Source organism: Acinetobacter sp. IK23 (assembly GCF_035615275.1).
Taxonomy (GTDB): Bacteria; Pseudomonadota; Gammaproteobacteria; order Pseudomonadales; family Moraxellaceae; genus Acinetobacter; species Acinetobacter seifertii.
On record NZ_JANBNX010000020.1, the window covers coordinates 19,210 to 43,390 of the forward strand.

Sequence of the window (24,181 nt, forward strand, 5' to 3'; positions counted from 1 at the left end):
AGGAAAAGCTGTAGCAATGAAAAAATTGGTTTTGGGTGGTTTGAGTGCAGCAATTATGGCCGTATCGGGTAGTGCAATGGCAGCAGATTTCGTTGCTGGTAAAGACTACACCGTGATTGCCAATCCAGGCAAAGTGGAAGTACCGGGGAAAATCGAAGTACGTGAGTTCTTTTGGTATGGTTGTCCACACTGTTTTAAACTTGAACCACATATGCAAACGTGGTTAAAACAAATTCCTAATGATGTACGTTTTGTACGTACACCAGCTGCTATGAACAAAGTATGGGAACAAGGGGCACGTACTTATTATACATCTGAGGCATTAGGTGTTCGTAAGCGCACACATTTACCATTATTCCATGCCATTCAGGTGAATGGTCAGCAGATTTTTGATCAGGCTTCTGCGGCTAAATTCTTCACGCGTTATGGGGTACCTGAAGAGAAATTTAACAGTACTTACAACTCATTTGCCGTAACTGCAAAAGTTGCTGAGTCAAATAAACTTGCTCAACAGTACCAATTAACTGGTGTTCCTGCTGTAGTGGTAAATGGTAAATATGTGGTACAGGGTGAAGATGGTAAAGTGACCCAAGTACTTAACTACTTAATTGAGAAAGAACGTAAAGCAAAATAATTTTGATTGCGTTAGAAAAAGGGCTCCATTAGGAGCCCGTTTTTAATATTTAATTACTTTCACAATCACGAAATAATTCAATTAATTTTGATGATTTTCATCTTCGATTTGGAAATTTAGTGCATCAAAATTGGTGGTTTGTGTTGGCAACGACAATGCCTGATTAATATATAAATTAATGAGTTTTTGGCGAGAACCAATTGAACGCTGATAATACGTTGAGTTTAGAAGCAGTGATGCGCCATAAGTCAGTGACCAGATATATGATAAATAATCACGAATCGACATATCGTAGTTCAATGATTTTAAATAATTTTCAGTAATATCTTTAATCGCTAAAATACGTTGCTGACGAATTTCATAAAGCTCTTCAAAGAGGTGTTTCAACTTAGACTCTGTCATGGTCAGATTTTCTTCAAGTTGATGCAATAGAATCGTTTTGCCCGGTGTGAGCAAATGATGCAGCATGTAACGGGGTGCATACTCTTTAAAGTCGGTATTATATTTTTGAGAAATTTCTAAAATTTGTTTTTCATTTTGAATAATGAGTTCAAGTAGAAGTTCATTTTTACTTCTAAAGTGCTTATAAAGCGTACCTTTTGCAATATCTAGCTCGGCCACTAATTCATCTAGAGTAATTTCCTGATTGTTTTCTAGTAACAATTTTTCTGCAACGCTCAGAATCTTTTCTTTGCGCATTAAAAACTGTGTATGACGATCAAGATTCATAGGTATTCCCACACCAGTTTGGCCTAACGAATAATTTACTTCCTGTAAAAAAGAAAAAGACTTTTCTCGAAATTTTGAGCCTTTTTCTTTCTCTGTTTACGTATTACCACATAACCTGTTTTTTGTCATTTGCCGCTTCTATCGTTCCCAGTTCGCAATCCCTCTAAACAGTAAGCGAACTTGTGTAGATGCGTTTTCAATAAAGGCAGTTTGTTGCTGCTTGAGCTGTTCACCTTGATATTGTTTGGCGAGGTTGAGCCACGTCATTGCCCATGTAAATGACATATTAGTCAAAATGGTAGATAAGACATTTAAATCTTGAGGGTTTTGAATATGTTTAAAATTTTCGAGTTTAGTCAGATCTGTTGTTAGGTCTTCAATCAGAAATTCGATTTCTCGAGCAATCGCTGTACGAACCGTTTCTGAACCGCCCCAACGTTCAGCAATCATAAATTGCCATTGTTTAGGGCTATGATTCACTGCCTGCACAAATAGCTCAATGCTGGTTTGGGTTTTAGCAGATTTATGTTGTAAATAACTTTGTCCAAGTTGATGCAAAACGCTTTTTAAATGTAGCGCGACTTGATCGACTAGTTCCTTACCGAGTTCATCCATGTCTTGAAAATGGCGATAAAACGCTGTTGGTACCAAACCAACTTCACGTGCAACTTCACGCAAACTGATACTACTGAACGAACGCCCAGACGTACTTAAATGCAAGGCTGCATCGAGAAGTGCCTGACGACTTTGCTGTTTTCGTTCATCCCGTATCGACATTAAAAGAACCTATTTAAACCGTGAGCCAAAGTCTAACAAAAAAGAGCAAACTTTCATAAAAAAAATAGTGAACAAGTGTTGACTGAGTGAACACTTATAAATATAGTGTACATATGTTCACTATACGAACATGTGTTCACTCAAATAAATAGCCAGAAACAAAAGAGGAACGTATGAACGCAACACTTAACTATCAACCACATTGGGTTCGAGAAGATTTCGTTGATTTTGTTTTGCAAAAAATTAATGTGTCTTGGGCTTGGAAAAGGGTACTTGCAGAAGTTACCGCAGTTCAGCCACTTCATACCGATATGGTGCTGATCAAGCTTAAACCGAATCGTAATTTTAATTTCGATCAGGTTTGTGCAGGTCAAAGTATTTTACTGACTTTACTTATCGATGGCGTTTACCAACAGCGTAGTTATTCAATTATTGAAGTAACCACTCAAGGTGAAATTGCTTTAGGTATTAAAGTACAAGGCTTGGTATCTCGCGCAGCTCAACTTTTACATGTGGGTGAGTATGTTGAAATTTCACAGCCACAAGGTGAGTTCACTTTGCATCAAGGCCAGCAGCCCGCGATTTTAATTGCATCAGGAAGCGGTATTACTGCAATTTATTCACTTTTGCAGCAAGCTTTGAAACAGCAGCTTGAACAAATTCATGTGATTTATTTTAATCGTGCGGAAATTTTTCATGCTGAATTAAAAGCTTTGGCAGAGCAGTACCCACAGCTTCAGTATCATTTTTTTAATACCACTGAGCAAAAGCAGCATTTAACTGAAAGCCTGCTACAGAAGCTGGTTCCTGACTTTGAGCAAACAGCAACTTATGTGTGTGGTCATCACGGCATGATGCAACAGGCAAATGAAATTTATGCCAAAAAAGGTGCTCAGTCTCAGCTTCACCAAGAATATTTCCAACCACTTCAAGTGACGGGAACCCATACCGCACAGCCTGTTATTTTCCGCCGTGCCCAACACAAGTTTTTGGCTGAAACAAATTTACTGAGCAGTGCAGAGCAAGCAGGACTACGTCCGCAACATGGTTGCCGTATGGGTGTCTGCAATAAATGCAGTTGTACCAAAGTGAGCGGGGTCACTCAAAACCTGTTAACAGGTGAAATTGAAGATCAACCGAACCGTCCAATTAAACTATGTGTGAGCCAGGCATTAAGCCCAGTCACGATTGATCTATAAAAAGAATTAAAGAGGATTAACCCTATGAATATGGCATTAGAATTTTCTACTGTTTCTAAATCTGCTCATTTAACACCTGAACAGACTGAAGAGTTTGGTCGCCGTGTTGAGCAGATTCGTCAAGAGGTTATGCAAAGTCTTGGTGAGCAAGATGCAAAATATATCTACAAAGTGCGTAATTTTGTTCGCTATACCGAAATTGCATCGCGTGGCATGTTGATGTTTGGTGGCTGGATTCCACCTGTCTGGTTATTGGGAACAGGCTTATTAGGCATTTCTAAAATTGTAGAAAACATGGAACTTGGTCATAACGTCATGCATGGTCAGTTTGATTGGTTAAATGAACCAAGCCTGAACGGTAATACTTACGATTGGGATACCATTGCATCGGGTGATGACTGGCGTGAAACACATAACTATGTGCACCATACCTATACCAATATTGTAGGTAAAGACCATGATGTTGGTTATGGAATTTTACGAGTAAGTGATCAACAGAAGTGGGAACCTCGTCACCTGCTCAATATTCCACTCGGTCTACAGTTAATGTTTTTCTTTGAATGGTATGTAGGTGTACAAAACTTACATCTTGAAGATGCATTAGTTTATAAAACCAAGAGCTGGAAACAGGTTTGGAAAGACTCGGCTAAAGTCCGTAAAAAAGCAACGCGTCAAGTTTTAAAAGACTATGTGTTTTTCCCTGTGATCTCTGGGCCTATGTTTTTACCAGTTTTTGCAGGAAATGTAGTTGCCAATATTATTCGTAACTTGTGGTCATCTGCCGTGATCTTTAATGGTCATTTTACTGAAGATGCAGAAACGTTTGAGCCGGATAATACCGACACTGAAACTAAGGCAGAGTGGTATTTACGCCAGATTCGTGGTTCGAGTAATTTTAGTGGGACAGAGTGGATGCACTTTATGAGTGGTAACTTAAGTCATCAAATTGAACACCATTTATTTCCGGACATGCCAGCTAACCGCTATAAAGAAGTAGCGCCAAAGATTAAGGCACTTTGTGCAGAATATGGCATTCACTACAACGAAGCGAGCTTTATGCGTCAGTTCTGGAGTGTATGGGTACGTTTAGCAAAATGTTCATTACCAAACCAAACTACTGGAAAAGTGATGCAGACATTAGAAAAGTTAAAAGCAAAATTTAAATTTGCATAATCTCAGTTAATCCAAAATAGCTCCTTTTTAGGGGCTATTTTTATTTTTAAGTCATGAAAAGTGCAGACTTACATTTCAAAGTAGGGAATAAACTCAACCTGTCAAAATCCTTTGCTATACTATGCCCAAGTTTGTATTTAAGAGAAGTTAGGAAGGATTATGCGTATTGACCAACGTGCATTAGACCAATTACGTGAAGTGAAAATTACACGAAACTACACCCGTTATGCTGAAGGTTCTGTGCTGGTCGAATTTGGTCACACCAAAGTCCTTTGTACTGCAAGCATTGATAATTCAGTGCCACGCTTTTTAAAAGGCCAAGGCCAAGGCTGGGTAACAGCAGAGTATGGTATGTTACCGCGTTCAACACATTCACGTTGTGACCGTGAAGCTGCTCGTGGTAAACAAACTGGTCGTACTCAAGAAATCCAACGCCTCATTGGCCGTAGCTTACGTGCGATGGTTGATTTGAAAAAGTTGGGTGAAAATACCATTACCATCGACTGCGATGTCATTCAGGCAGATGGCGGTACACGTACAGCTTCAATCACTGGTGCTGCTGTAGCATTGGTTGATGCGATGAATGTTTTACTTGCACAGAAAAAAATTAAGCATGATCCACTTAAAGGTTTGGTTGCTGCAATTTCTGTAGGTATGTATCAAGATGAAGTGCTTCTTGATCTTTGCTATGAAGAAGATTCGAACTGTCAAACTGATTTAAACGTAGTAATGACACAAGCTGGCGAGTTTATTGAAATTCAAGGTACAGCCGAAGATAAACCGTTTACTCGTGCACAAAGCAATGCCATGTTAGAAATGGCAGAAAAAGGAATTGCCGAGCTGATTAAAAAGCAACAAGAAGCTTTAGGCTGGTAATTTTAAGTTTTCTAAAAAACGCATCTTCGGATGCGTTTTTTTATGCCTTCATCAAATCGACATAAAAACATCACTTGTCTGTCACTTTTACGCTTTATTAGTAGTTCGCATTTAAACCGTTTGGAAAAAAATGATGCGAAAACTTTCACTTTTATTTATTACATCTTTAGCGCTTATGCTCAGTGCTTGTAACGATGACAACAACTCAGATAATTCATCGCCAACAACACCGCCAACCAGTAATTGCAAAATGCACTGTGCACCATAATAAAAATTAAGGATGAAAAAATGAATCGTCGCGAATTTCTTTTAAATTCTACAAAAACTATGTTTGGGACCGCTGCTCTAGCAAGTTTCCCGCTAAGTATTCAAAAAGCGCTGGCTATCGATGCCAAAGTTGAAAGTGGAACTATTCAAGATGTTAAACATATCGTGATTTTGACTCAGGAAAACCGTTCTTTTGATAATTATTTCGGAACATTAAAAGGTGTACGTGGTTTTGGTGACCGCTTTACCATTCCAATGACAGAAAATCGTAAGGTCTGGGAGCAATACGATGCCAAGAAAAATAAAGTATTGCCTTACCATTTAGATAGTCGTTTAGGAAATGCTCAGCGTGTTTCAGGAACGCCTCACTCATGGTCAGATGGCCAAGCTGCTTGGGACAATGGCCGAATGAGTGATTGGGTTGCTTATAAAAAGCCGCAATCTATGGGCTACTATAAAAAGCAAGAAGTTGAATATCAATTTGCTTTAGCCAACGCTTTTACCATTTGTGATGCCTACCACTGCGCTATGCATGCAGGGACTAACCCGAACCGTAAGTTTATCTGGACTGGAACGAATGGTCCTACAGGTGCAGGTGTAGCCAGTGTGGTCAACGAATTTGATGGGATTGGATCATCAACAGATGGTTATGAATGGACGACGTATCCTGAGCGTTTACAGCAGGCTGGCGTGACATGGAAAGTTTATCAAAACATGCCAGATAACTTTACCGATAACCCTTTAGCTGGTTTCAAGCAATATCGCCGTGCTAACGAGCAATCTGGTCAACCTGTCAGTAATGACACCCCAACATGCCCAGCATACGATGAAAAAATCGATGCAACACAGCCACTTTATAAAGGTATTGCCAATACCATGCCGGATGGTGGTTTCTTAGGAACTTTTAAAGCTGATATTGCTCAAGGTAAATTACCGCAAGTGAGTTGGTTAGTTGCTCCAGCGACCTACAGTGAGCATCCGGGACCATCAAGTCCTGTACAGGGTGCTTGGTATATGCAAGAAGTATTAAATGCTTTAACTGAAAACCCTCAAGTGTGGAGTCAAACGGTTTTATTGGTGAACTTCGATGAAAATGATGGTTTCTTCGACCATGTTCCTTCACCGAGTGCACCATTTAAAGATATAAATGGCGTTGTATATGGAAAAACAACTTTAACCGATCAGCAAGTATCTTATGAATACTTTAATCATCCGGCGGTAGCGACTTCAAAATCTCAACCTAAGCCAGATGGTCGAGTGTATGGGCCAGGTGTACGCGTTCCGATGTATGTGATTTCACCGTGGAGCCGTGGTGGCTGGGTAAACTCTCAAGTCTTTGACCATACTTCTATTTTACAGTTTTTAGAAAAACGCTTTGGTGTACAAGAGCCGAATATTAGCCCATACCGCCGCGCCGTATGTGGTGATTTAACGACAGCATTTAATTTTAAAACACCGAACCTTTTGCCTGTTGCTGAACTAGATGGCAAGAAAACCAAAGCCGAAGCCGATGCGATTCGTGTTGCTCAAGCTTTATTGCCACAAGTTCCTGTACCGAGCCAGCAGCAATTTCCTCAGCAGGAAATGGGGATTCGACCATCATGTGCTTTGCCATATATTTTGCACACCAGTGCCAAAGTTGATGCCACTCAAAAAACAGTTAAATTGATGTTCTCTAATACGGGTAAACAAGCAGCCGTTTTCCATGTCTATAATCGATTAGATCTTACAGTAGCTCCTCGTCGCTATATGGTTGAGGCAGGTAAACAGCTTGATGATGTGTGGAATACTATAAATGGACAGTACGATTTATGGGTACTTGGTCCAAATGGTTTCCACCGCGCGTTTAAAGGTAATTTGATCCAAATCAATCAAACTCAAGCACTACCAGAAATTAGAGTCTGTGTGGAAGAGTGTGATGCGAATTTATATTTAAAGGTTCGTCACGATGGTAATAAGTCAGTCAAGCTTAACGTCAAAGCAAATGCTTATCTTCCAAATAAGACATGGACGATTGAAACGAATAGTTCTGAAAAAGAATTAGTTTGGGATATGTCTGAATTTGGTGGTTGGTATGACTTTACGGTGACATTAGCGGATGATGCTACTTTTAGCCGCCGTTTTGCAGGACGTATAGAAACTCAAGAAGATTCGATTTCTGACCCATATATGGGTTATTTAGAGTCTTAAGTTGCTCTAATGGATGAATGATTAAGATGAAGTCTTAAGTTAATCATATTTTAAATTAGCTAGCACGACGGAGTCTTATCATTTATTCATCCAGTGGAAGTAGCTAATTCGTTACTTTGGTTTCGCCCAAAGTAACCAAATGCATTTGTCATCTACAAAACCTGTTCTCTTCCTGCATATATCTGATTTATTGCAAAAACAATATATTTATAGATTTTGGGCAGGTTGTAGATGACATCTCGCACAATCTAATGTTGGGAAATATAAATGAAGGGAAGTAATATCTTATTATGTAGATGAATAATAAAAATAAAGGTTTACCTTTTGTAACAGAATCTCCTAAGCCTAGTCATATTTATCTTTTACCTTGAAACCCTAAATTTTTAAAAGTGATGGGGAAAATTTATGCTACAAGGTTTTATTGTATTATTAGCAGTAGTTACTTTTGTTTTAATGGCTGCCGATCCACGGGATAGTGGGGGACAAGCGACTCAGTCAGCATGGCAAAAAACACAAGCAGCAGACATGACTAAGTCGCAAAAAAATACCAATAATGATGCTGATTTTATTTAAGCATTAAAACGCATTGATAAATCAACGGCTTTGACGTCTTTAGTCAATACGCCCATAGAAATATAGTCGACACCAGTAGTCGCTACTTCGCGTAAGTTTTCAATAGTGATATTGCCCGAAGCTTCGAGTTTACAACGTCCAGCCACATGTTTTACGGCATCAATCATTTGTTGTTGGCTGAAGTTGTCTAGCATGACAATGTCCGCACCAGCCTCAAGTGCTTGGTTGAGCTCATCCCAAGTTTCAACTTCGACTTCAACTGGTTTGCCTAGTGCAATTTGGTGTGCTTTTGCTATCGCTTGGGCAATACCGCCCGCTGCCATAATATGATTTTCTTTAATTAAGAATGCATCAAATAAACCGAGGCGGTGATTTTGTCCGCCGCCGACGGTTACTGCGTATTTTTGTGCAATACGTAAACCCGGTAAAGTTTTACGTGTATCGAGAAGTTTTGTATTTAAACCTTCAAGATGCTGAACATATTCAGCAGTTTTTGTTGCAACAGCAGACAAAGTTTGAATAAAGTTTAAAGCAGGGCGCTCTACCGTCAGTAAGCTACGTGCAGAACCAGCAAGCTTTAAAAAGGCTTCATTTGCAGCAACACGGTCACCTTCTTGTTTTAACCAAGTTACCTGTACAGTATTGTCATAAGCTGAGATGAGTGCATTTACCCACGGCTGTCCAGCTAAAACCATATCTTCACGGCTAATGATGGTCGCGGTTGCCTGTTCATCTTCAGGCGTGAGCATAGCGGTAATGTCACCGTCCCCAATATCTTCTTGTAATGCTTGTTGAATATTGATTTGAATTGACTGTTCAAGCAAAGACTGAGGTATGCTCATACGGTTTCCATTTTGTCGATGACCCTAAAACTTGCGATATATTAGCACCGTCGACTTTAAAAATAAGCTGTTTTATGTGTTTAATCGCGATAAACAATCGTGCTGACTACTTTGAAAAGCACATAACTGTTTTAAACTAAAACAATGGCAAGCAATTTATTGGCACTTCAATGAAGAAAATCACACCGTATGAAGTTATAGATGGACAATTAAAAGGGGCGAGACAAGTTCCTTCTCCAAATTTTAACCAGCGTCCGACTGGTACCGAAATTCAAATGATTGTGGTTCATAATATTAGCTTGCCGCCATCTCAATTTGGAGGTGGGTATATTGAGCAGTTTTTTCAAAACAAGTTAGATTGGTCAGTTCATCCTTATTTTCAGACCATTGAGGGGATGCAAGTCTCTACGCATCTGTTAATTTTACGAACAGGTGAAATCCTACAGTTTGTTAACTTTAATGATCGGGCATGGCATGCAGGGCGTTCGAGTTATTTAGCTAAAGTTGAGTGCAATGATTATTCAATTGGTATTGAACTTGAAGGAAGTGATGACTTGCCTTTTGACGAAGTACAGTACAGTGTACTAACTGATGTGGTTACCGCTATTCGCCAAGCTTATCCAGAAATTAAAAACCATATTGCAGGACATTCAGATATTGCACCGGGCCGAAAAACCGATCCGGGACCTTATTTTAAATGGCAGCACTTTAGACAACTGTTAGCACAGAAAAAAACTTGAGTTCATTCATCATTTCACAACGAAAAGATTTTCTAGTTTCATTACAATAGCGACTTTCGAATATATAGCTGTAGGTGAGTACGATGGCATTATGGCGATCGACTTTTATTGTCAGTGCAATGACGATGTTGTCACGGGTATTGGGTTTAGTACGAGATGTTGTACTGCTCAACGTGTTTGGTGCGGGTAAAGATTTCGATACCTTTGTCGTTGCTTTTCGTATTCCCAACTTCTTTCGAAGGTTATTTGCAGAAGGAGCTTTCTCGCAAGCTTTTATTCCGGTACTAACCGAATATAAAACAGGTCGATTACATGCTGAAGTTCAAATCCTGATTAGTCGGGTATTTGGTTGTTTGCTTATGGTCATGACTTTACTCACTTTCGTGGCTATGGTTTTGGCACCAGCAATCATCTATATGTATGCGCCAGGTTTCCATAATGACCCTGAAAAATTCGATTTAGCGGTCAGCATGTTCCGTCTGACTATTCCATATTTAATGTTTATGTCACTGACTGCTTTTGCCAGCAGTATCTTAAACAGTTATGGTTCTTTTGCTTCCCCTGCTTTTTCACCTGTATTGCTTAATGTCGCAATGATCGCAGGTGCATGGTGGCTTACGCCGTATATGGCTGAGCCTATTAAAGCATTAGGATGGTCTGTTGTCGCAGCAGGTATTTTACAGTTAGCCATACAAATTCCTGAGTTATGGCGTAAAAATCTACTAATTCCACCCAAAGTTGATTTTAAACACGAGGGTGTAGAGCGTATTTTAAAATTAATGCTTCCAGCATTATTTGGTGTGTCTGTGACTCAGATTAACCTATTGTTAAATACGATTTGGGCCTCTTTTATGCAAGACGGTTCGGTATCTTGGCTCTACAGTGCAGAGCGTATGACTGAGCTACCTTTAGGTTTAATCGGTGTTGCCATTGGTACAGTGATTTTACCTTCGCTTTCAGCACGTCATGCTGAGCAAGATCAGGAAAAGTTCCGCGGCATGATCGACTGGGCAGCAAGAGTTATTGTGTTGGTTGGTTTGCCAGCAAGTATCGCCTTATTTATGCTTTCTACACCGATTATTCAGGCTTTATTCCAACGCGGCGAGTTTGACCTACGTGATACTCAAATGACAGCACTTGCATTGCAATGTATGAGTGCTGGTGTAATTTCTTTTATGCTCATTAAGGTGTTTGCACCAGGCTTCTACGCGCAGCAAGATACTAAAACACCAGTACGTGTAGGTTTAATGTCAGTTGCCGCAAATGCCATTTTAAACGTTGTATTTATTGGATTCTTTAAACTAATCAATTGGCATGCTGAGCATATGGCGCTTGCACTAGCATCTTCTGGCTCAGCTTTGGTAAATGCCGGTTTGCTCTACTTCTATCTACATAAGCGTAATATTTTCCGATTTGGCTCACATTGGAAAAAACTAGCTCTTCAATATGGTTTAGCAAACCTTGCTATGATTGCAGTGCTTTGGTTTGGGTTAAATTGGTATAATGGTGAACTTTCTCAATGGATCCGTATTGCTGAGGTCGCAGGCCTATGCGTAGTAGGTGTAATCGCTTACTTAATGGGCTTACTGATTACAGGTTTTAGACCAAGAGATTTAAAACATTAAAATAAAAAAAGCGATCTTAAATGATCGCTTTTTTTGATCTTAAAAAACTTATTTTGGCAAAACTTGTAGCAATTCAATATCAAAAATTAAAGTACTATTTGGACCAATACTATCACCAGCGCCTACTTCACCATAAGCAAGTTTAGCTGGAATAAAGAAACGGGTTTTACCGCCTTCTTTCATCGTTTGTAAGCCTTCTGTCCAGCCTGTAATCACCTGATTCAACTGGAAATCGACAGGGTGATTACGTGCAATTGAACTGTCAAAGACAGTTCCGTCGAGTAAACGGCCTTCATAGTTCACTTTTACACGAGAAGTCGCTTTAGGTGTTTTACCAGAACCTTCTTTTAAAACTTGATATTGCAAACCTGATTTTGTTGCAATCACACCAGATTTCTTAGCATTTTCCGCCAGAAAAGCAGCCCCAGCTTGGGTATTTTGTTGTCCTTGCTTTTGAAATTCAACAAGCTGTTTAGCTTCTAAAGTTTTTTTATACTCATTAATCGCTTTCGCCATTTCTTCATCAGTGAGGCGTGCTGACTTGTTCTGAGCACCTTCTTGAAGACCTTGATAAAAGATATCAAGATTTAAATCTGTTAATGCATCAGTATTATTACGTCCCATTAAATAGCCATAACTATAGCTAAACTGATCTTTTGCTGGGCTTTTATTTGTTATCGGCGTGGCAGCAAGAACAGATAAGCTCATTGTTGAAGCTGCAATAACCAAACTAATTTTTTTCATGCCATTTTCCAAAAAAACAGGAGAGTATAATTACTCTCCTGGATTGTTATTATTTCACTGAAATGAGTTCTACATCAAAAATCAGTGTACTGTTTGCTGGGATCCCTGGAACTTCTTGTGGACCATATGCAAGGTTTGATGGAATAAAGAAAGTCGCTTTTCCGCCTTCTTTCATAAGTTGAAGACCTTCAGTCCATCCTGGAATCACCTGATTAAGAGGGAACTCGATAGGTTGACCACGTTTATAAGAACTATCAAAAACCTGACCGTTAATTAAGCGACCTTCATAATGAACTTTAACAACAGACTGTGCTGTTGGCTGCTTACCAGTACCTTCTTTAGTAATGATATATTGCAAACCTGATGCAGTAGTTTTTACCCCAGCTTTTGTTTTGTTTTCAGCAAGGAATTGTACATCGGCAGATTCAGCAGATGTGCCAGCTTGTTCAGGTTTATCTTGATGCTGCATTTTTTGTTGTAACTCTTTTTCATAAGCTGCAACAGCTGCTTTTAAATCTTCTTGAGTATAAGCACTTGCTTGCTTGCCACGAGCATCATGGATCCCTTGAACAAATGCCTTAGTATCTAGTTCTGGAGGAGTTTGTTGCGCAACTTCATAACCAAGAACATAACTGATTTTTTGAATTGGAGAAGCATTTTTGTCTGCTTTACGTCCGGCTTCTGTGGTCGGATGTTGAGTTGCATAATATACAGGTACAAGTGCAGCACCGCCTAAAACTACAGCGACAGCAATGGGTAAGGCTTTACTCATAAAAGGTTCCAAAAATAATCATTTGAGTCTAAAAGGCTGCTTCGATCTTAGCATGCTTCGACTTAAGCATAGAATGTTTGACAAAAAAAACGAGTGGTTTTTTTATATATTTTAGTTAGTTTTAATTTGGTGAAACTTAAAAATCGAATAAAAAAGCCAGATCATTTGATCTGGCTTTTTTAAGAAAACTCTTAATTAATCTTCTTTTTGTGCTTTATAGGCATAGGCATAGTTATAACCATAACCACCGCCACTAGAACGTTGAATATCGTTAAGGATAAAGCCATTCACTTTAACACCAGCTTGTTCAAAACGATTAACTGTTAATTCAAGCTCTTTCATATGAGACTTAGCATAACGAGCAACAATTAAGTTTACACCAGTATACTGAGAAATAATGATACCGTCAGTTACTGCAAGCACTGGTGGGGTATCAATAATGATATGGTCATATTGAGTCTGAAACTTTTCTAACAAGTCTTTAAACTGTGTAGAACTCAACATTTCTGAAGGGTTGGTTGGACTCTTACCACGAGTAATGACATCAAGATTTCCAACTTGCGTTTTATGTAAAACTTGTGTCAAGTCAGCTTGCCCACTTAGTAATTCAGAAAGACCAGGTTTTACATCAACATCGAAGTATTTATGCATATAACCACGGCGCATATCAGCATCAATAAGCAATACGCGTTTATTACCTTGGGCAAAAATAGTGGCCAAGTTGGTCGAAATGAATGATTTACCTACTTCTGGTGAAGGACCTGCAATCATAATAATATTATTTTTTGCTGAGGTTAAAGCGAAGTGAATCGCAGTACGAATACTGCGTAAGCTTTCAATTGCAATATCATCACTACTTTTAACTGCTAAAATAGGAATACTCTTTTTCTTTTTCAAAATAATCATACGAGTCTCTTGAATAGGAGAACGAGGTACGGTCGCATAAACTGGCAGATCTAATTCATTTTCAATTTGAGTAGAATCTTTAATTCCGCTACGCATCATATTGCGTAGTAATGCAATTAATACACCGATAAAACCACCAACAAAAATAGAAAGTATGAGAACAATCAGTTTTTTAGGTTTAACTGGTTTAACTGGTTCTACAGCAGTGTCAATAATGCGAACATTACCAATCTCACCCGCATTAGCGATTTTGAGTTGCTGGTATGAGTTGAGTAATGATGTATATAGCTCTGTATTGACCTTTACATCACGATATAGTTGTAAATATAAACGTTGGGTCTCAGGAAGTTGAGTTAAACGATTATTAAGATCAGCAATCTTTTTATTAATCTCTGTAATTTGTGCATCAATTTGGCGGATTAATGGATGATCATTGGTGTACTTAGCAGAAAGCTCTGCTTGCTTCTGTTCTAACTCGATCTTAAGTTTTTCAAGATCAATATTCTGTTTTAGTAATAATTCAGATTCAGCATTCACATCTACCGTTTTATACTTTTCACGGAACTGATTAAACTTAATCTCAGAATCTTCCAACTGCTTTCGAAGCTCTGGTAACTGTTTTTCAAGGAAAGCTAAAGTCTGTTTTGTTTCTAACGACTTTCTCTCAATATTTTGTTCATGATAAACATTTAAAACATTATTAAGTACTTGTGTAATGTGCTCAGGATCTTGGCCTAGATAATTTAAACCAATAACACCGGTCATTTTACCTTTTTCAGCAACACTATAGATATCATTAAAATTTTTAACGGCTGTTGGTAGAGCGAGCTTAGTTAAAGTATAGCTTTGTTCTTTCAGATTACCTTGAGCATTAAGTTGTACCTGCCAAAGACCTCTATTTGTATTTAGTATATTTTTCTTGTTTAATTGACCATTAAATACAACTTGATTTTTATAGGTTAGAGTAAATTGATTTGCACCTTTGAACTCTAACTTTAAGGGTTTATCTAAATAATATTCAGGTACTTTAAGTTCTCGTATAATCAAATTATTATTTTGATTAATGTACAGTACAGATTCATGACGATAATCAAGTCTACTCTTATCTTGTGAAATTAACTTATCGATCAATCCTGATTGATTATCTTTGACGTTAATATCAAGATTAAGGTTCCGGATGACTTGTCCTAAAACCATTCTAGAACGAAGAATCTCTATTTCTGGATCAGCTGGTGATTTTTGAGATAGACCTCCACTGACTTTAGAAAGGTCACCAAGCAAAGCAGCAGAGGCAGCGCCTTTACTGTCCTCAACTTGTACCATAGCATCTACAGAATAAGTATCTGGCGTTATCCGTAAGTATAGCAAGGCACAAATTAAACTTAAGACCACGCAGCACGCTATGATTTTCCACTGTGCAATCAATGAAAAGAATAACTCTTTTAAATCGATGCTATCTTCGCTAGTTTTAGAGTTTTGGTTCATAAATTTACAACTAATATACAATTATAATTGAGTGCGCCAATCTTGCACATAGCTTTGAATGTTGCGGCAAGTCTGATCAAAAAAAGCTTGGTCATGCTGATAGGGGTCAGGTATATTTTGCCCTTGCCAATGGCCAAGCCTAAAAATTTTACCCTTAGCAAATGGCCAAGTTTGTTCAATATGCTTTTGCTGATTATTACTCATGACTAAAATTAAATCATTTTGTTTGATTAATTCAGCGCTGAGCTGACGAGCCACGTGTGGTCTCATATCAATATTCAACTGATCCATACAGTGAATCGCTTTGTCATCTGCATTATGACCTACTAGGGCTGAAATACCAGCAGATGAGATATTTAATCTAGGATGCTGGGCCTTTAAAAAGTACTCTGCCATTGGGCTGCGGCAAATATTACCAACACAGACCACTAAGATATTTTGTAACTGCATGCTAGTTTTTACCTAATTGATCAAAGGTATAAAGTGCACTTGAGAACGGTACAATCTGGTTCATGATACGCTGCCAGCGTGTTAAACCAGTCGCATCAATATAAACGATGTCATTTTTTTGCATTTGGAATTGATTAGATAATGCAAGGTTACCAATACTACTCAAATTGAGCTGATAGATTGTTGATCTTTTTGTTTGTAAATCTGTACGCATGACATAAATACGAGCTGCACTTGCCGAGTATGGATTAACACCTTCACTCTCGCCCAATACATCACTCAAGGTCATACCTTGATCTCGTAATGGAATTGCTGAATTTTTATTAGACTCACCCATAACATAGAGTTTTTGATTTTGTTTAGTATTTACATAAATCGTATCATTGGGTTGGACTAGTAATTTGTGTAGTGAATAACCTTGTTTCTCAAGTGCAACGACATTTAAATTATAAACTTCGCCATTACGAATGAGTTGAATATCAGTATTATCACCAGACTCTTGATTTACACCACCTGCCATACTGAGGGCTGTATAGATACTGATAGGTTGATCATCTAAAGTGTATTGTCCACTTTTCATAACCTGACCATTAACAAAATAGCGTTTAGCTTGGTATGACAAGACTCGAACTACAACATCAGGTGTTTTTAAATACTTAGCAAATTGACTTCGTAAATATTTATTGGTCTCAGCCAGTGTTTTCCCTGCAATATGAACTTGTCCTACAAGTGGTAACTGTACATTTCCTGCAGAATCAATAGGGTATCCAAATGCTTTAATATCGGTAGAGGCACCTTGAATAGGAGGAGTAATTTCAGGATAAGCCCAAAGCTGAATAGATAAAACATCCCCAGCACTTAAGCGGTATTGATAAAAAGGAGTATTAAATAAGGCGCTTATATTTCCTTGTGGACGCAAAGCCTCGGAACTAATTTTTGGAATATTGTTTTGGGTGAGTTGAACAACAGAAACTTCTGCTCCTTGTTCTGTTTTAAAAGCACCTTGTTCAGGTAAGTCATAAGTTTGTAAGCCTGAGGTGACTGCACATCCTGTAAACGAAAGTGAAATGGCTAAAAATAATAATGTGCTTTGATGCTTCACATTCAAACCCTTTATTGTTTGTAATCCAATGATACTTTGCATGAAGACATTGGATTGTAGTCTATAATTAACCCAAATCATACTTTATTTGCCAAGCAGTGATTGTATATTTCGAGAAAATTTTGTTTAAAGTCTGCTATATTAACGTAGTAGGTCGTGTCCATGATGTTTCCCCATTTAAAATTAAATGGTTAGGTTTTATATATGTTTCAACTTGAGCAACTAAAAATAGCAATTATCGGCTTAGGGTATGTTGGATTACCTTTAGCAGTTGAATTTGGTAAATATAAACCTACAATCGGATTTGATATAAATGAAAATCGGATATTGGAGTTAAAAAACGGACATGACCATACATTAGAAGTAACCTCAGATGAGTTGAAATACGTACAGCATTTGTCGTATACAGCAAATATTGAAGATTTACAGAATTCAAACTTCTTTATTGTCACGGTACCAACACCAATTGACGATTTTAAACAACCAGATTTGACCCCTCTTATAAAAGCATCTCAAAGTATTGCGAAGGTTTTAAAAAAAGGCGATATCGTTGTTTATGAGTCAACGGTTTATCCAGGTGCGACACAAGAGGTATGTATACCTGAATTAGAAAAATATTCAGGTTTAAAGTTCAATCAAGATTTTTTTGTAGGTTATAGCCCTGAGCGTATTAATCCTGGCGATAAACAACGACGTGTCACTAATATTTTAAAAATTACATCAGGTTCAACACCGTTGGTAGCTGATTATATTGATCAAGTTTATAACTTAATCATTGAAGCAGGAACACATAAAGCGCCGACTATTAAAGTTGCTGAAGCTGCAAAAGTCATTGAAAATACACAAAGAGATGTCAATATTGCATTGATCAATGAATTGGCTCTTATTTTTAATAAAATGGGTATTGATACAGAGGATGTGCTTAAAGCAGCGGGTACAAAGTGGAATTTTTTAAATTTTAGACCAGGTTTGGTTGGTGGGCATTGTATTGGTGTTGACCCTTACTACTTAACACATAAAGCCGAGTCGATTGGTTTGCATCCTGAAATCATTTTAGCAGCTCGTCGTTTAAATGACCGTATGGGAGAATATGTTGCAACTCAATTGATCAAAGAAATGGTAAAGAAACGTATCCAAGTTGTAGGGGCACGTATATTAATTTTAGGTTTAAGCTTTAAAGAAAATTGTCCCGATATACGAAATACCAAAATTGTAGATATGGTAAAAGCACTAAAAGAATACGATTTAGATCTTGATATCTATGATCCTTGGGTAGATAGTGCGGAGGTTGAAGCAGAGTATGGCTTAGCTCCAATTATGGAATTAAAACAAGGTCGGTATGACGCGATTATAATAGCGGTTGCACATGACCAGTTTAAACAAATGTCTGCACAGGAACTTGTTTCCTTAGGCAAAGGAGAACATGTTTTATATGATTTAAAATATGTTTTAAACAAAGAACAAAGTGATATTCGGCTGTAAAGATTACTAACATAGGAATTTTATGAAAATTTTAGTTACAGGTGGAGCAGGTTTTATTGGTTCTGCTGTTGTTCGTCACATTATCAAAAATACTAATAATGATGTTCTTAATGTTGATAAATTGACATATGCAGGAAATTTAGAATCACTTAAAGAGGTTGACCAAAATTCAAGATATCAATTTTCTCAAACTGATATCTGCGACCGTAAAGCATTGGATGTTTTATTTAAAGATTTTCAGCCAGACTTAGTTATGCATTTAGCTGCAGAATCACACGTTGATCGATCAATTACGGGGTCTGCTGCATTTATTGAAACCAATATTATCGGAACATATCAATTATTAGAAGCCGCACGTCATTATTGGAATAATTTAAGTGACGATAAAAAAACAGCATTCCGTTTTCATCATATTTCAACCGATGAAGTATATGGTGATCTTGAGGGAACTGATGATTTATTTCATGAAACGACATCTTATGCGCCAAGTTCTCCATATTCTGCAAGTAAGGCAAGCTCAGATCATTTAGTACGTGCTTGGAATCGTACTTATGGTTTACCAGTAGTAATTACAAATTGTTCTAATAACTATGGCCCATATCACTTCCCAGAAAAATTAATTCCCCTAGTGATATTAAATGCATTAAAAGGGAAAGCTTTACCAATTTATGGTAAAGGTGATCAAATTCGTGATTGGTTATATGTTGAAGATCATGCACGTGCACTTTATAAAGTTGTTACTGAAGCCAAAGTAGGTGAAACTTATAATATTGGTGGTCATAACGAACAAAAAAATATTGATGTCGTAAAATCAATTTGCCAGTTACTTGAGGAACTTGCGCCAAATAAACCTGAAGGCGTGGCCCATTATGTTGATTTAATTACGTATGTCAAAGATCGTCCTGGTCATGATCTACGTTATGCAATTGATGCAACGAAAATTAAAGAAGATCTAGGGTGGGTGCCAGAAGAAAGTTTTGAAACAGGTCTTCGTAAAACTGTTGAATGGTACTTGAACAACCAAGAATGGGTTGAAAACGTACAAAGCGGTGAATACAAAAACTGGGTACAACAACAATATCAGGCAAAAAAAGCCTAAATTTTGAGTGATAACCATGAAAATATTATTGCTCGGAAAAAATGGACAAGTTGGTTGGGAGTTACAACGCGCTCTACAACCACTTGGCGAGGTGACAGCGCTTGACCGTTCTATAAGTTTAGATGGTTTAAGTGGTGATTTGGCTAATTTTGATCAAATTAAACAAACTATTGAAAAAGTTCAGCCAGATATAATTGTAAATGCTGCCGCTTATACCGCGGTTGATAAAGCTGAATCAGATCAAGAAAACGCTGATTTAATAAATCATCTCGCTGTTAAAAATCTAGCTGAACTTTGTCAGACTCATCATATTTTACTCGTTCACTATTCAACCGATTATGTTTTTAATGGTGAAGGAACAAAAGCATGGTCTGAGAGTGACTTAACGGATCCAGTAAATTTGTATGGAAATACAAAGCGCCTTGGTGAAATTGCACTTGAGCAAAGTGGCTGTGCTTTTATTAACTTCAGAACATGCTGGGTTTATGCTTCGCATGGTAATAATTTTATAAAAACGATGTTGAAATTAGCTTCAAATCGTGAAGAGCTAAGTATTATTCATGACCAGATTGGTGCGCCGACAGGGGCGGCTCTTATTGCGGATGTAACAGCACATGCACTAAAGTATTATTCATTAATGGGTGCTCAGCAACAAAAAGATTTATTAGGGCATTATCATTTGGCTGCTGCTGGTGAATGCTCGTGGTTCGACTATGCACAATTTGTATTTGAGTTAGCTAAACAAAAAGGACAATCTTTAGCAATTCAAAAAGTAAATGCAATTGAAACGACTGCATATCCTACTCCAGCTAAACGACCTTTAAATTCCCGTTTAAATACAAATAAACTACAAGCAAATTTTAAAATACACCTACCGAATTGGAAGCTAGGTGTAGGACAAGTTTTAGAGGAAATTATTCAATGAGCCAAGTAAAACGTAAAGGTATTATTCTTGCTGGCGGTTCAGGAACTCGTTTATACCCAATCACAATGGGTACATCAAAACAATTATTGCCAATTTATGATAAGCCAATGATTTATTATCCATTGTCTGTGTTGATGTTGGCGGGAATCAATGAAATTTTAATTATTTCTACTCCTGAAGACTTGCCAAATTTTGAAAAACTTTTAGGTACTGGTGAGGAACTTGGAATCAAACTCTCTTACAAAGTTCAGCCATCTCCTGATGGGCTTGCACAAGCCTTTATTTTGGGAGAAGAATTTATTGGTCAAGATAATGTCACTCTGATCTTGGGTGACAATATCTTCTACGGTCAGCATTTTAGTGAACAATTGAAGCGTGCTGCTGCGCAAAATAACGGCGCGACTGTATTTGGCTACTATGTAAATGATCCTGAGCGTTTTGGTGTCGTCGATTTTGATGTATCGGGTAAAGCTTTAAGTATTGAAGAAAAACCAGAACAGCCAAAATCGAATTATGCAGTGACTGGCTTGTATTTTTATGACAATTCAGTGGTTGAAATTGCCAAAAATATTAAACCATCACATCGCGGAGAGCTTGAAATTACCGACGTAAATAATATTTATTTACAGCAACAAGCACTAAATGTAGAAGTACTTGGTCGAGGTTTTGCATGGCTAGATACTGGTACACATGATTCACTGATTGAAGCCAGTCAGTTTGTACAAACCATTGAGCATCGTCAGGGTTTAAAAGTTGCTAGTTTAGAAGAGATTTCTTTTAACAATGGCTGGATCGATTTAAACCAACTTAAAGCACGTGGTGAATTTTTTAAGAAAACTGGATATGGTCAGTACTTGTTAAAATTGCATCAAGAACATTCAAAATAAGTGTAATCAGGGCATTATGTATATCTACATGATGCTTCTTATATCAAGGTATACTGGACGTCATTATAATGAATATTATTGAAACCAAAATCGAAGGTTTACTCATTTTAGAGCCGCGTGTGTTTGGTGATGACCGTGGCTGGTTTATGGAAAGTTTTAATCAAAAAAAATTTGAGCAGGCACTTACTGAGCGTGACTTAGACGTTCCACAATTTGTACAAGACAATCACTCGTTTTCACAAAAAGGTGTATTGCGCGGTTTGCATTATCAGCTTAATCCGCATGCGCAAGGAAAACTGGTACGTGTGGTACAAGGCCGAGCGTGGGATGTAGCAGTAGATATACGTGAAAACTCACCAACATTTGGGGAGTGGGTAGGGGTCGAGCTTACCGGTGAAAACCACAAACAGTTTTGGATTCCTGCTGGTTTTGCGCATGGCTTTATAGCACTCGAAGATAATACTCAGTTTTTATATAAGACCACAGATTATTACTCTAAAGAGTGTGAAAGAAGTATTGTATGGGATGATGCTGACTTTGCAATTGAGTGGCCAATAGAAAGCGGAATCGAATTAAAGTTGACAGATAAAGATAGACTTGCTCCAACTTTTAAAGAAGCTATTAGTAATCGTAGTATTTTCTAAATTTAAAATATAGGTCTATATGAGCATAGTTCGGAAAAATATTTTTATACTCTTTTTAATTCAGGGTACGAATTATATTTTTCCTTTACTCACTATCCCCTATTTGTCAAGAATATTTGGTCCTAGTGGAATGGGAGCTTTAGCTTTATCTCAAGCTATTATCTTGTATTTGGTGATGCTTATAGATTTTGGGTTTAATTTAACTGTTACCCGGAGAATTAGTATTGCTAATGAGAATAAGAATCAAAAAGAAATTAATAGATTATTTACTCATACAATTTTAATAAAGTTTTTTTTCTTAGCTTTTTCAATTATATTAACATTCCTACTTTGTCAATTTATTCCCCAATTTAAAAATATCCAATATTTAATTTATATAGGATTTATATCCTTATTGGGAGCAACTTTAAATCCAATATGGTTATTTCAAGGTCTACAGAGAATGAGTATTCTCTTGATCCCAACAACATTGTCAAAATTTGTCTCATTGTTGTTAATTTTTGTTTTTGTTAATGGAAGTGATGATATTAATTGGGCGATGTTTTTTATATGCCTAGGATTATTTATATCTGGTTTGATTTCAATTCTTTATGTATTTAAATTGAAATTAGCAAAATTTTGTAAATTTGATTATCTTTTTTCTAAGAATCTACTTGTAGAGTCATCATATATATTTGTTAGTTACTTGGGCTCAAGTATTTATACAACTATGAATACATTTATTATGAGTTTTTTTGTAGGTTTGAGAAATATTGGAATTTATTCATCGGCAGATAAAGTTATTACTACATCTCAATCATTAATGGGCCCATTGAACCAGGCAATTTTCCCTAATTTGTCCAATTTTAATAATAAGAAAGAATATTTATTAAAATTTAAAAAATTCGGTATAATTTTAACTTTGATAGGTTTTTTAATTTCAATATTAATTTTTTTAAGCTCTAGATTTATTGTATCTATACTTTATGGTAGTGAGTTTTATGAATCTTATAAAATATTAGAGATCTTGTCTATTTTACCGTTAGTGATTTCACTAGGAATTCTTTTTGGTCAATGGGGATTGATTGTAATTGGTGAAGCTAAGTTGTTGGGGAAAATATATATTTTAGGTGGGCTAAGCCATCTTCTTCATATTTTTATTTTAATATATTACTATGATATTTATGGTGCTGCGGTATCAATTGTTATTACAGAAACAATAGTTTCACTGATGTTATTTCTTGGTTTTTGTAAGAAAATTAAGCAATGGAATTAATCAAGTTAAACTAACTCGAGATTGGAAATTTTTATGTATCAAGTGCCAAAAAATCAAGTATTTGAAAATAAAATTGAATTTTATACTCTAGTTACTCGATTTGAAGAGTATAATGAAATGGTCGAGAGTGCTGAAAAAGTAGGCTTTGATCGTGAAGATATAAAATTTTATTATTTCGACAATAAAAATTCAAATACATTTGATGGATATTCTGGTTTGAATCATGCTTTAAAAATATGTAAATCTGAATATATGATTTTTTGCCATCAAGATATTTTATTTCATTATGATAGTTATTATAAGCTATTAAATTGTATTAGTGAGTTAGAATCTAAAGATAATAATTGGGCCGTAGCTGGCAATGCTGGAAAAAACGAGAAGGGGGAATACTTTATCAATATAACTGATCCTAATGGAGAGCAAAAAAATGGTAATCTTCCAGCAAAGGTAATGAGCTTAGATGAAAATTTTCTGATTATTAATATGAAACATAATATAGGTTGTTCTCAATTATTAACCGGTTTTCACCTATATGCAACTGATTTGTGTCAAAATGCAATAAATTTAGGGTTAAATTGTTATGTTATTGATTTTCACTTATATCATAAAAGTGCTGGTAATCTAGATCGCTCATTTTATACTGCTGTTGAGAGATTTATTAAAGTGCAGGAGAAAAAAAAGAAAAGTCAGATTATATATACTGCTTGTACAAATTTTTTCATATCTAGTAATTGTTTGTTAAACTGGTTGTTAAATATTAGAATATTGAGAAAAATTTACAGAGTTATTAACTCTATTAAGTAAG

At 36.9% G+C, this 24,181-nt stretch carries 24 protein-coding genes; 16 read left to right on the forward strand and 8 right to left on the reverse strand.

Features of this window, described 5'->3' with window-relative positions; all coding sequences use genetic code 11:
- Positions 1-16: 16 nt before the first annotated feature.
- Positions 17-634 (forward strand): thiol:disulfide interchange protein DsbA/DsbL, encoded by a 618-nt coding sequence (locus MSG95_RS13325; protein ID WP_019457901.1) that lies wholly within the window; start codon positions 17-19, stop codon positions 632-634.
- 81 nt (positions 635-715) lie between these two features.
- Here the strand turns inward: MSG95_RS13325 and MSG95_RS13330 are convergent, their stop codons facing one another.
- Both MSG95_RS13330 and MSG95_RS13335 read right to left on the reverse strand, forming a co-directional pair.
- Positions 716-1,363 (reverse strand): TetR/AcrR family transcriptional regulator, encoded by a 648-nt coding sequence (locus MSG95_RS13330; protein WP_019457902.1) that lies wholly within the window; start codon positions 1,361-1,363, stop codon positions 716-718.
- Positions 1,364-1,501: 138 nt separating this feature from the next.
- Positions 1,502-2,140: a TetR family transcriptional regulator gene (locus MSG95_RS13335; RefSeq protein WP_000027533.1), complete on the reverse strand. Its 639-nt coding sequence runs from the start codon at positions 2,138-2,140 to the stop codon at positions 1,502-1,504.
- 173 nt (positions 2,141-2,313) lie between these two features.
- On the opposite strand from MSG95_RS13335, the gene MSG95_RS13340 reads away from it, so the two are divergent.
- From MSG95_RS13340 to MSG95_RS13365, 6 genes are all read left to right on the forward strand, one after another.
- On the forward strand, positions 2,314-3,339 hold the full coding sequence (locus tag MSG95_RS13340) for a ferredoxin reductase (RefSeq protein WP_123785520.1): 1,026 nt from the start codon (positions 2,314-2,316) through the stop codon (positions 3,337-3,339).
- A gap of 30 nt (positions 3,340-3,369) precedes the next feature.
- Positions 3,370-4,512, forward strand: coding sequence for a fatty acid desaturase family protein (locus tag MSG95_RS13345; protein ID WP_077165138.1), 1,143 nt, complete (start codon positions 3,370-3,372; stop codon positions 4,510-4,512).
- Positions 4,513-4,671: 159 nt separating this feature from the next.
- The gene (rph, locus tag MSG95_RS13350) at positions 4,672-5,388 is read left to right on the forward strand and encodes a ribonuclease PH (RefSeq protein ID WP_004706096.1); all 717 of its coding nucleotides are present in this window, start codon (positions 4,672-4,674) and stop codon (positions 5,386-5,388) included.
- 133 nt (positions 5,389-5,521) lie between these two features.
- Positions 5,522-5,656 carry a hypothetical protein gene (locus MSG95_RS13355; RefSeq protein WP_264653691.1) on the forward strand — a complete coding sequence of 45 codons (135 nt, stop codon included), beginning with the start codon at positions 5,522-5,524 and terminating at the stop codon, positions 5,654-5,656.
- A 20-nt stretch (positions 5,657-5,676) separates the two neighbouring features.
- On the forward strand, positions 5,677-7,845 hold the full coding sequence (locus tag MSG95_RS13360; protein ID WP_077165090.1) for a phosphocholine-specific phospholipase C: 2,169 nt from the start codon (positions 5,677-5,679) through the stop codon (positions 7,843-7,845).
- Between the two features lie 405 nt (positions 7,846-8,250).
- Entirely contained in the window at positions 8,251-8,418 is a 168-nt protein-coding gene (locus MSG95_RS13365) for a hypothetical protein (RefSeq protein WP_077165091.1), read from the forward strand.
- Here MSG95_RS13365 and nadC read toward each other — a convergent pair.
- On the reverse strand, positions 8,415-9,260 hold the full coding sequence (gene nadC / locus MSG95_RS13370; RefSeq protein WP_077165092.1) for a carboxylating nicotinate-nucleotide diphosphorylase: 846 nt from the start codon (positions 9,258-9,260) through the stop codon (positions 8,415-8,417). The genes MSG95_RS13365 and nadC overlap by 4 nt on opposite strands.
- 170 nt (positions 9,261-9,430) lie before the next feature.
- Between nadC and ampD the strand changes: the two genes are divergently transcribed.
- The gene (gene ampD / locus MSG95_RS13375; RefSeq protein WP_077165093.1) at positions 9,431-10,000 is read left to right on the forward strand and encodes a 1,6-anhydro-N-acetylmuramyl-L-alanine amidase AmpD; all 570 of its coding nucleotides are present in this window, start codon (positions 9,431-9,433) and stop codon (positions 9,998-10,000) included.
- 74 nt (positions 10,001-10,074) lie between these two features.
- The gene (murJ, locus tag MSG95_RS13380; RefSeq protein ID WP_171057788.1) at positions 10,075-11,625 is read left to right on the forward strand and encodes a murein biosynthesis integral membrane protein MurJ; all 1,551 of its coding nucleotides are present in this window, start codon (positions 10,075-10,077) and stop codon (positions 11,623-11,625) included.
- A 48-nt stretch (positions 11,626-11,673) separates the two neighbouring features.
- Here murJ and MSG95_RS13385 read toward each other — a convergent pair whose 3' ends face one another.
- The 5 genes from MSG95_RS13385 to MSG95_RS13405 form a co-directional block, all read right to left on the reverse strand.
- A complete protein-coding gene (locus MSG95_RS13385) occupies positions 11,674-12,369 on the reverse strand; it encodes an FKBP-type peptidyl-prolyl cis-trans isomerase (protein WP_324645082.1) in 696 nt (231 codons plus the stop codon).
- A gap of 49 nt (positions 12,370-12,418) precedes the next feature.
- Positions 12,419-13,141 carry an FKBP-type peptidyl-prolyl cis-trans isomerase gene (locus tag MSG95_RS13390; protein WP_077165095.1) on the reverse strand — a complete coding sequence of 241 codons (723 nt, stop codon included), beginning with the start codon at positions 13,139-13,141 and terminating at the stop codon, positions 12,419-12,421.
- A gap of 195 nt (positions 13,142-13,336) precedes the next feature.
- On the reverse strand, positions 13,337-15,532 hold the full coding sequence (locus MSG95_RS13395) for a polysaccharide biosynthesis tyrosine autokinase (protein WP_324624810.1): 2,196 nt from the start codon (positions 15,530-15,532) through the stop codon (positions 13,337-13,339).
- Positions 15,533-15,553: 21 nt separating this feature from the next.
- Positions 15,554-15,982 carry a low molecular weight protein-tyrosine-phosphatase gene (locus MSG95_RS13400; RefSeq protein WP_077165097.1) on the reverse strand — a complete coding sequence of 143 codons (429 nt, stop codon included), beginning with the start codon at positions 15,980-15,982 and terminating at the stop codon, positions 15,554-15,556.
- Between the two features lies 1 nt (position 15,983).
- Complete coding sequence (locus MSG95_RS13405; protein WP_171262294.1) at positions 15,984-17,126, reverse strand: polysaccharide biosynthesis/export family protein; 1,143 nt, start codon at positions 17,124-17,126, stop codon at positions 15,984-15,986.
- A gap of 162 nt (positions 17,127-17,288) precedes the next feature.
- Here MSG95_RS13405 and tviB point away from each other — a divergent pair, with 162 nt between their 5' ends.
- The 7 genes from tviB to MSG95_RS13440 all read left to right on the forward strand — a co-directional run bounded on the left by tviB (position 17,289) and on the right by MSG95_RS13440 (position 24,180).
- Positions 17,289-18,566, forward strand: coding sequence for a Vi polysaccharide biosynthesis UDP-N-acetylglucosamine C-6 dehydrogenase TviB (gene tviB, locus MSG95_RS13410; RefSeq protein WP_324624809.1), 1,278 nt, complete (start codon positions 17,289-17,291; stop codon positions 18,564-18,566).
- A 22-nt stretch (positions 18,567-18,588) separates the two neighbouring features.
- Positions 18,589-19,665 carry a dTDP-glucose 4,6-dehydratase gene (gene rfbB / locus MSG95_RS13415; RefSeq protein WP_077165099.1) on the forward strand — a complete coding sequence of 359 codons (1,077 nt, stop codon included), beginning with the start codon at positions 18,589-18,591 and terminating at the stop codon, positions 19,663-19,665.
- Between the two features lie 16 nt (positions 19,666-19,681).
- A complete protein-coding gene (gene rfbD, locus MSG95_RS13420; RefSeq protein WP_077165100.1) occupies positions 19,682-20,590 on the forward strand; it encodes a dTDP-4-dehydrorhamnose reductase in 909 nt (302 codons plus the stop codon).
- Positions 20,587-21,477, forward strand: a complete 891-nt coding sequence (gene rfbA, locus MSG95_RS13425) for a glucose-1-phosphate thymidylyltransferase RfbA (RefSeq protein WP_049590776.1) — start codon at positions 20,587-20,589, stop codon at positions 21,475-21,477. The genes rfbD and rfbA overlap by 4 nt, the downstream gene beginning before the upstream one ends.
- Positions 21,478-21,545: 68 nt before the next feature.
- A complete protein-coding gene (gene rfbC, locus MSG95_RS13430) occupies positions 21,546-22,121 on the forward strand; it encodes a dTDP-4-dehydrorhamnose 3,5-epimerase (protein WP_077165101.1) in 576 nt (191 codons plus the stop codon).
- Positions 22,122-22,140: 19 nt separating this feature from the next.
- Positions 22,141-23,376 (forward strand): flippase, encoded by a 1,236-nt coding sequence (locus MSG95_RS13435; protein WP_077165102.1) that lies wholly within the window; start codon positions 22,141-22,143, stop codon positions 23,374-23,376.
- Positions 23,377-23,409: 33 nt separating this feature from the next.
- The gene (locus MSG95_RS13440) at positions 23,410-24,180 is read left to right on the forward strand and encodes a glycosyltransferase family 2 protein (protein WP_077165103.1); all 771 of its coding nucleotides are present in this window, start codon (positions 23,410-23,412) and stop codon (positions 24,178-24,180) included.
- Position 24,181: the final 1 nt, after the last annotated feature.

Bases quoted from the DNA above. Each gene is read 5' to 3' on its own strand.
- MSG95_RS13325 (WP_019457901.1), top strand. From the start codon at position 17: ATGAAAAAATTGGTTTTGGGTGGTTTGAGTGCAGCAATTATGGCCGTA.
- MSG95_RS13330 (WP_019457902.1), bottom strand. From the start codon at position 1,363: ATGAATCTTGATCGTCATACACAGTTTTTAATGCGCAAAGAAAAGATT.
- MSG95_RS13335 (WP_000027533.1), bottom strand. From the start codon at position 2,140: ATGTCGATACGGGATGAACGAAAACAGCAAAGTCGTCAGGCACTTCTC.
- MSG95_RS13340 (WP_123785520.1), top strand. From the start codon at position 2,314: ATGAACGCAACACTTAACTATCAACCACATTGGGTTCGAGAAGATTTC.
- MSG95_RS13345 (WP_077165138.1), top strand. From the start codon at position 3,370: ATGGCATTAGAATTTTCTACTGTTTCTAAATCTGCTCATTTAACACCT.
- rph (WP_004706096.1), top strand. From the start codon at position 4,672: ATGCGTATTGACCAACGTGCATTAGACCAATTACGTGAAGTGAAAATT.
- MSG95_RS13355 (WP_264653691.1), top strand. From the start codon at position 5,522: ATGCGAAAACTTTCACTTTTATTTATTACATCTTTAGCGCTTATGCTC.
- MSG95_RS13360 (WP_077165090.1), top strand. From the start codon at position 5,677: ATGAATCGTCGCGAATTTCTTTTAAATTCTACAAAAACTATGTTTGGG.
- MSG95_RS13365 (WP_077165091.1), top strand. From the start codon at position 8,251: ATGCTACAAGGTTTTATTGTATTATTAGCAGTAGTTACTTTTGTTTTA.
- nadC (WP_077165092.1), bottom strand. From the start codon at position 9,260: ATGAGCATACCTCAGTCTTTGCTTGAACAGTCAATTCAAATCAATATT.
- ampD (WP_077165093.1), top strand. From the start codon at position 9,431: ATGAAGAAAATCACACCGTATGAAGTTATAGATGGACAATTAAAAGGG.
- MSG95_RS13385 (WP_324645082.1), bottom strand. From the start codon at position 12,369: ATGAAAAAAATTAGTTTGGTTATTGCAGCTTCAACAATGAGCTTATCT.
- MSG95_RS13390 (WP_077165095.1), bottom strand. From the start codon at position 13,141: ATGAGTAAAGCCTTACCCATTGCTGTCGCTGTAGTTTTAGGCGGTGCT.
- MSG95_RS13395 (WP_324624810.1), bottom strand. From the start codon at position 15,532: ATGAACCAAAACTCTAAAACTAGCGAAGATAGCATCGATTTAAAAGAG.
- MSG95_RS13400 (WP_077165097.1), bottom strand. From the start codon at position 15,982: ATGCAGTTACAAAATATCTTAGTGGTCTGTGTTGGTAATATTTGCCGC.
- MSG95_RS13405 (WP_171262294.1), bottom strand. From the start codon at position 17,126: ATGCAAAGTATCATTGGATTACAAACAATAAAGGGTTTGAATGTGAAG.
- tviB (WP_324624809.1), top strand. From the start codon at position 17,289: ATGTTTCAACTTGAGCAACTAAAAATAGCAATTATCGGCTTAGGGTAT.
- rfbB (WP_077165099.1), top strand. From the start codon at position 18,589: ATGAAAATTTTAGTTACAGGTGGAGCAGGTTTTATTGGTTCTGCTGTT.
- rfbD (WP_077165100.1), top strand. From the start codon at position 19,682: ATGAAAATATTATTGCTCGGAAAAAATGGACAAGTTGGTTGGGAGTTA.
- rfbA (WP_049590776.1), top strand. From the start codon at position 20,587: ATGAGCCAAGTAAAACGTAAAGGTATTATTCTTGCTGGCGGTTCAGGA.
- rfbC (WP_077165101.1), top strand. From the start codon at position 21,546: ATGAATATTATTGAAACCAAAATCGAAGGTTTACTCATTTTAGAGCCG.
- MSG95_RS13435 (WP_077165102.1), top strand. From the start codon at position 22,141: ATGAGCATAGTTCGGAAAAATATTTTTATACTCTTTTTAATTCAGGGT.
- MSG95_RS13440 (WP_077165103.1), top strand. From the start codon at position 23,410: ATGTATCAAGTGCCAAAAAATCAAGTATTTGAAAATAAAATTGAATTT.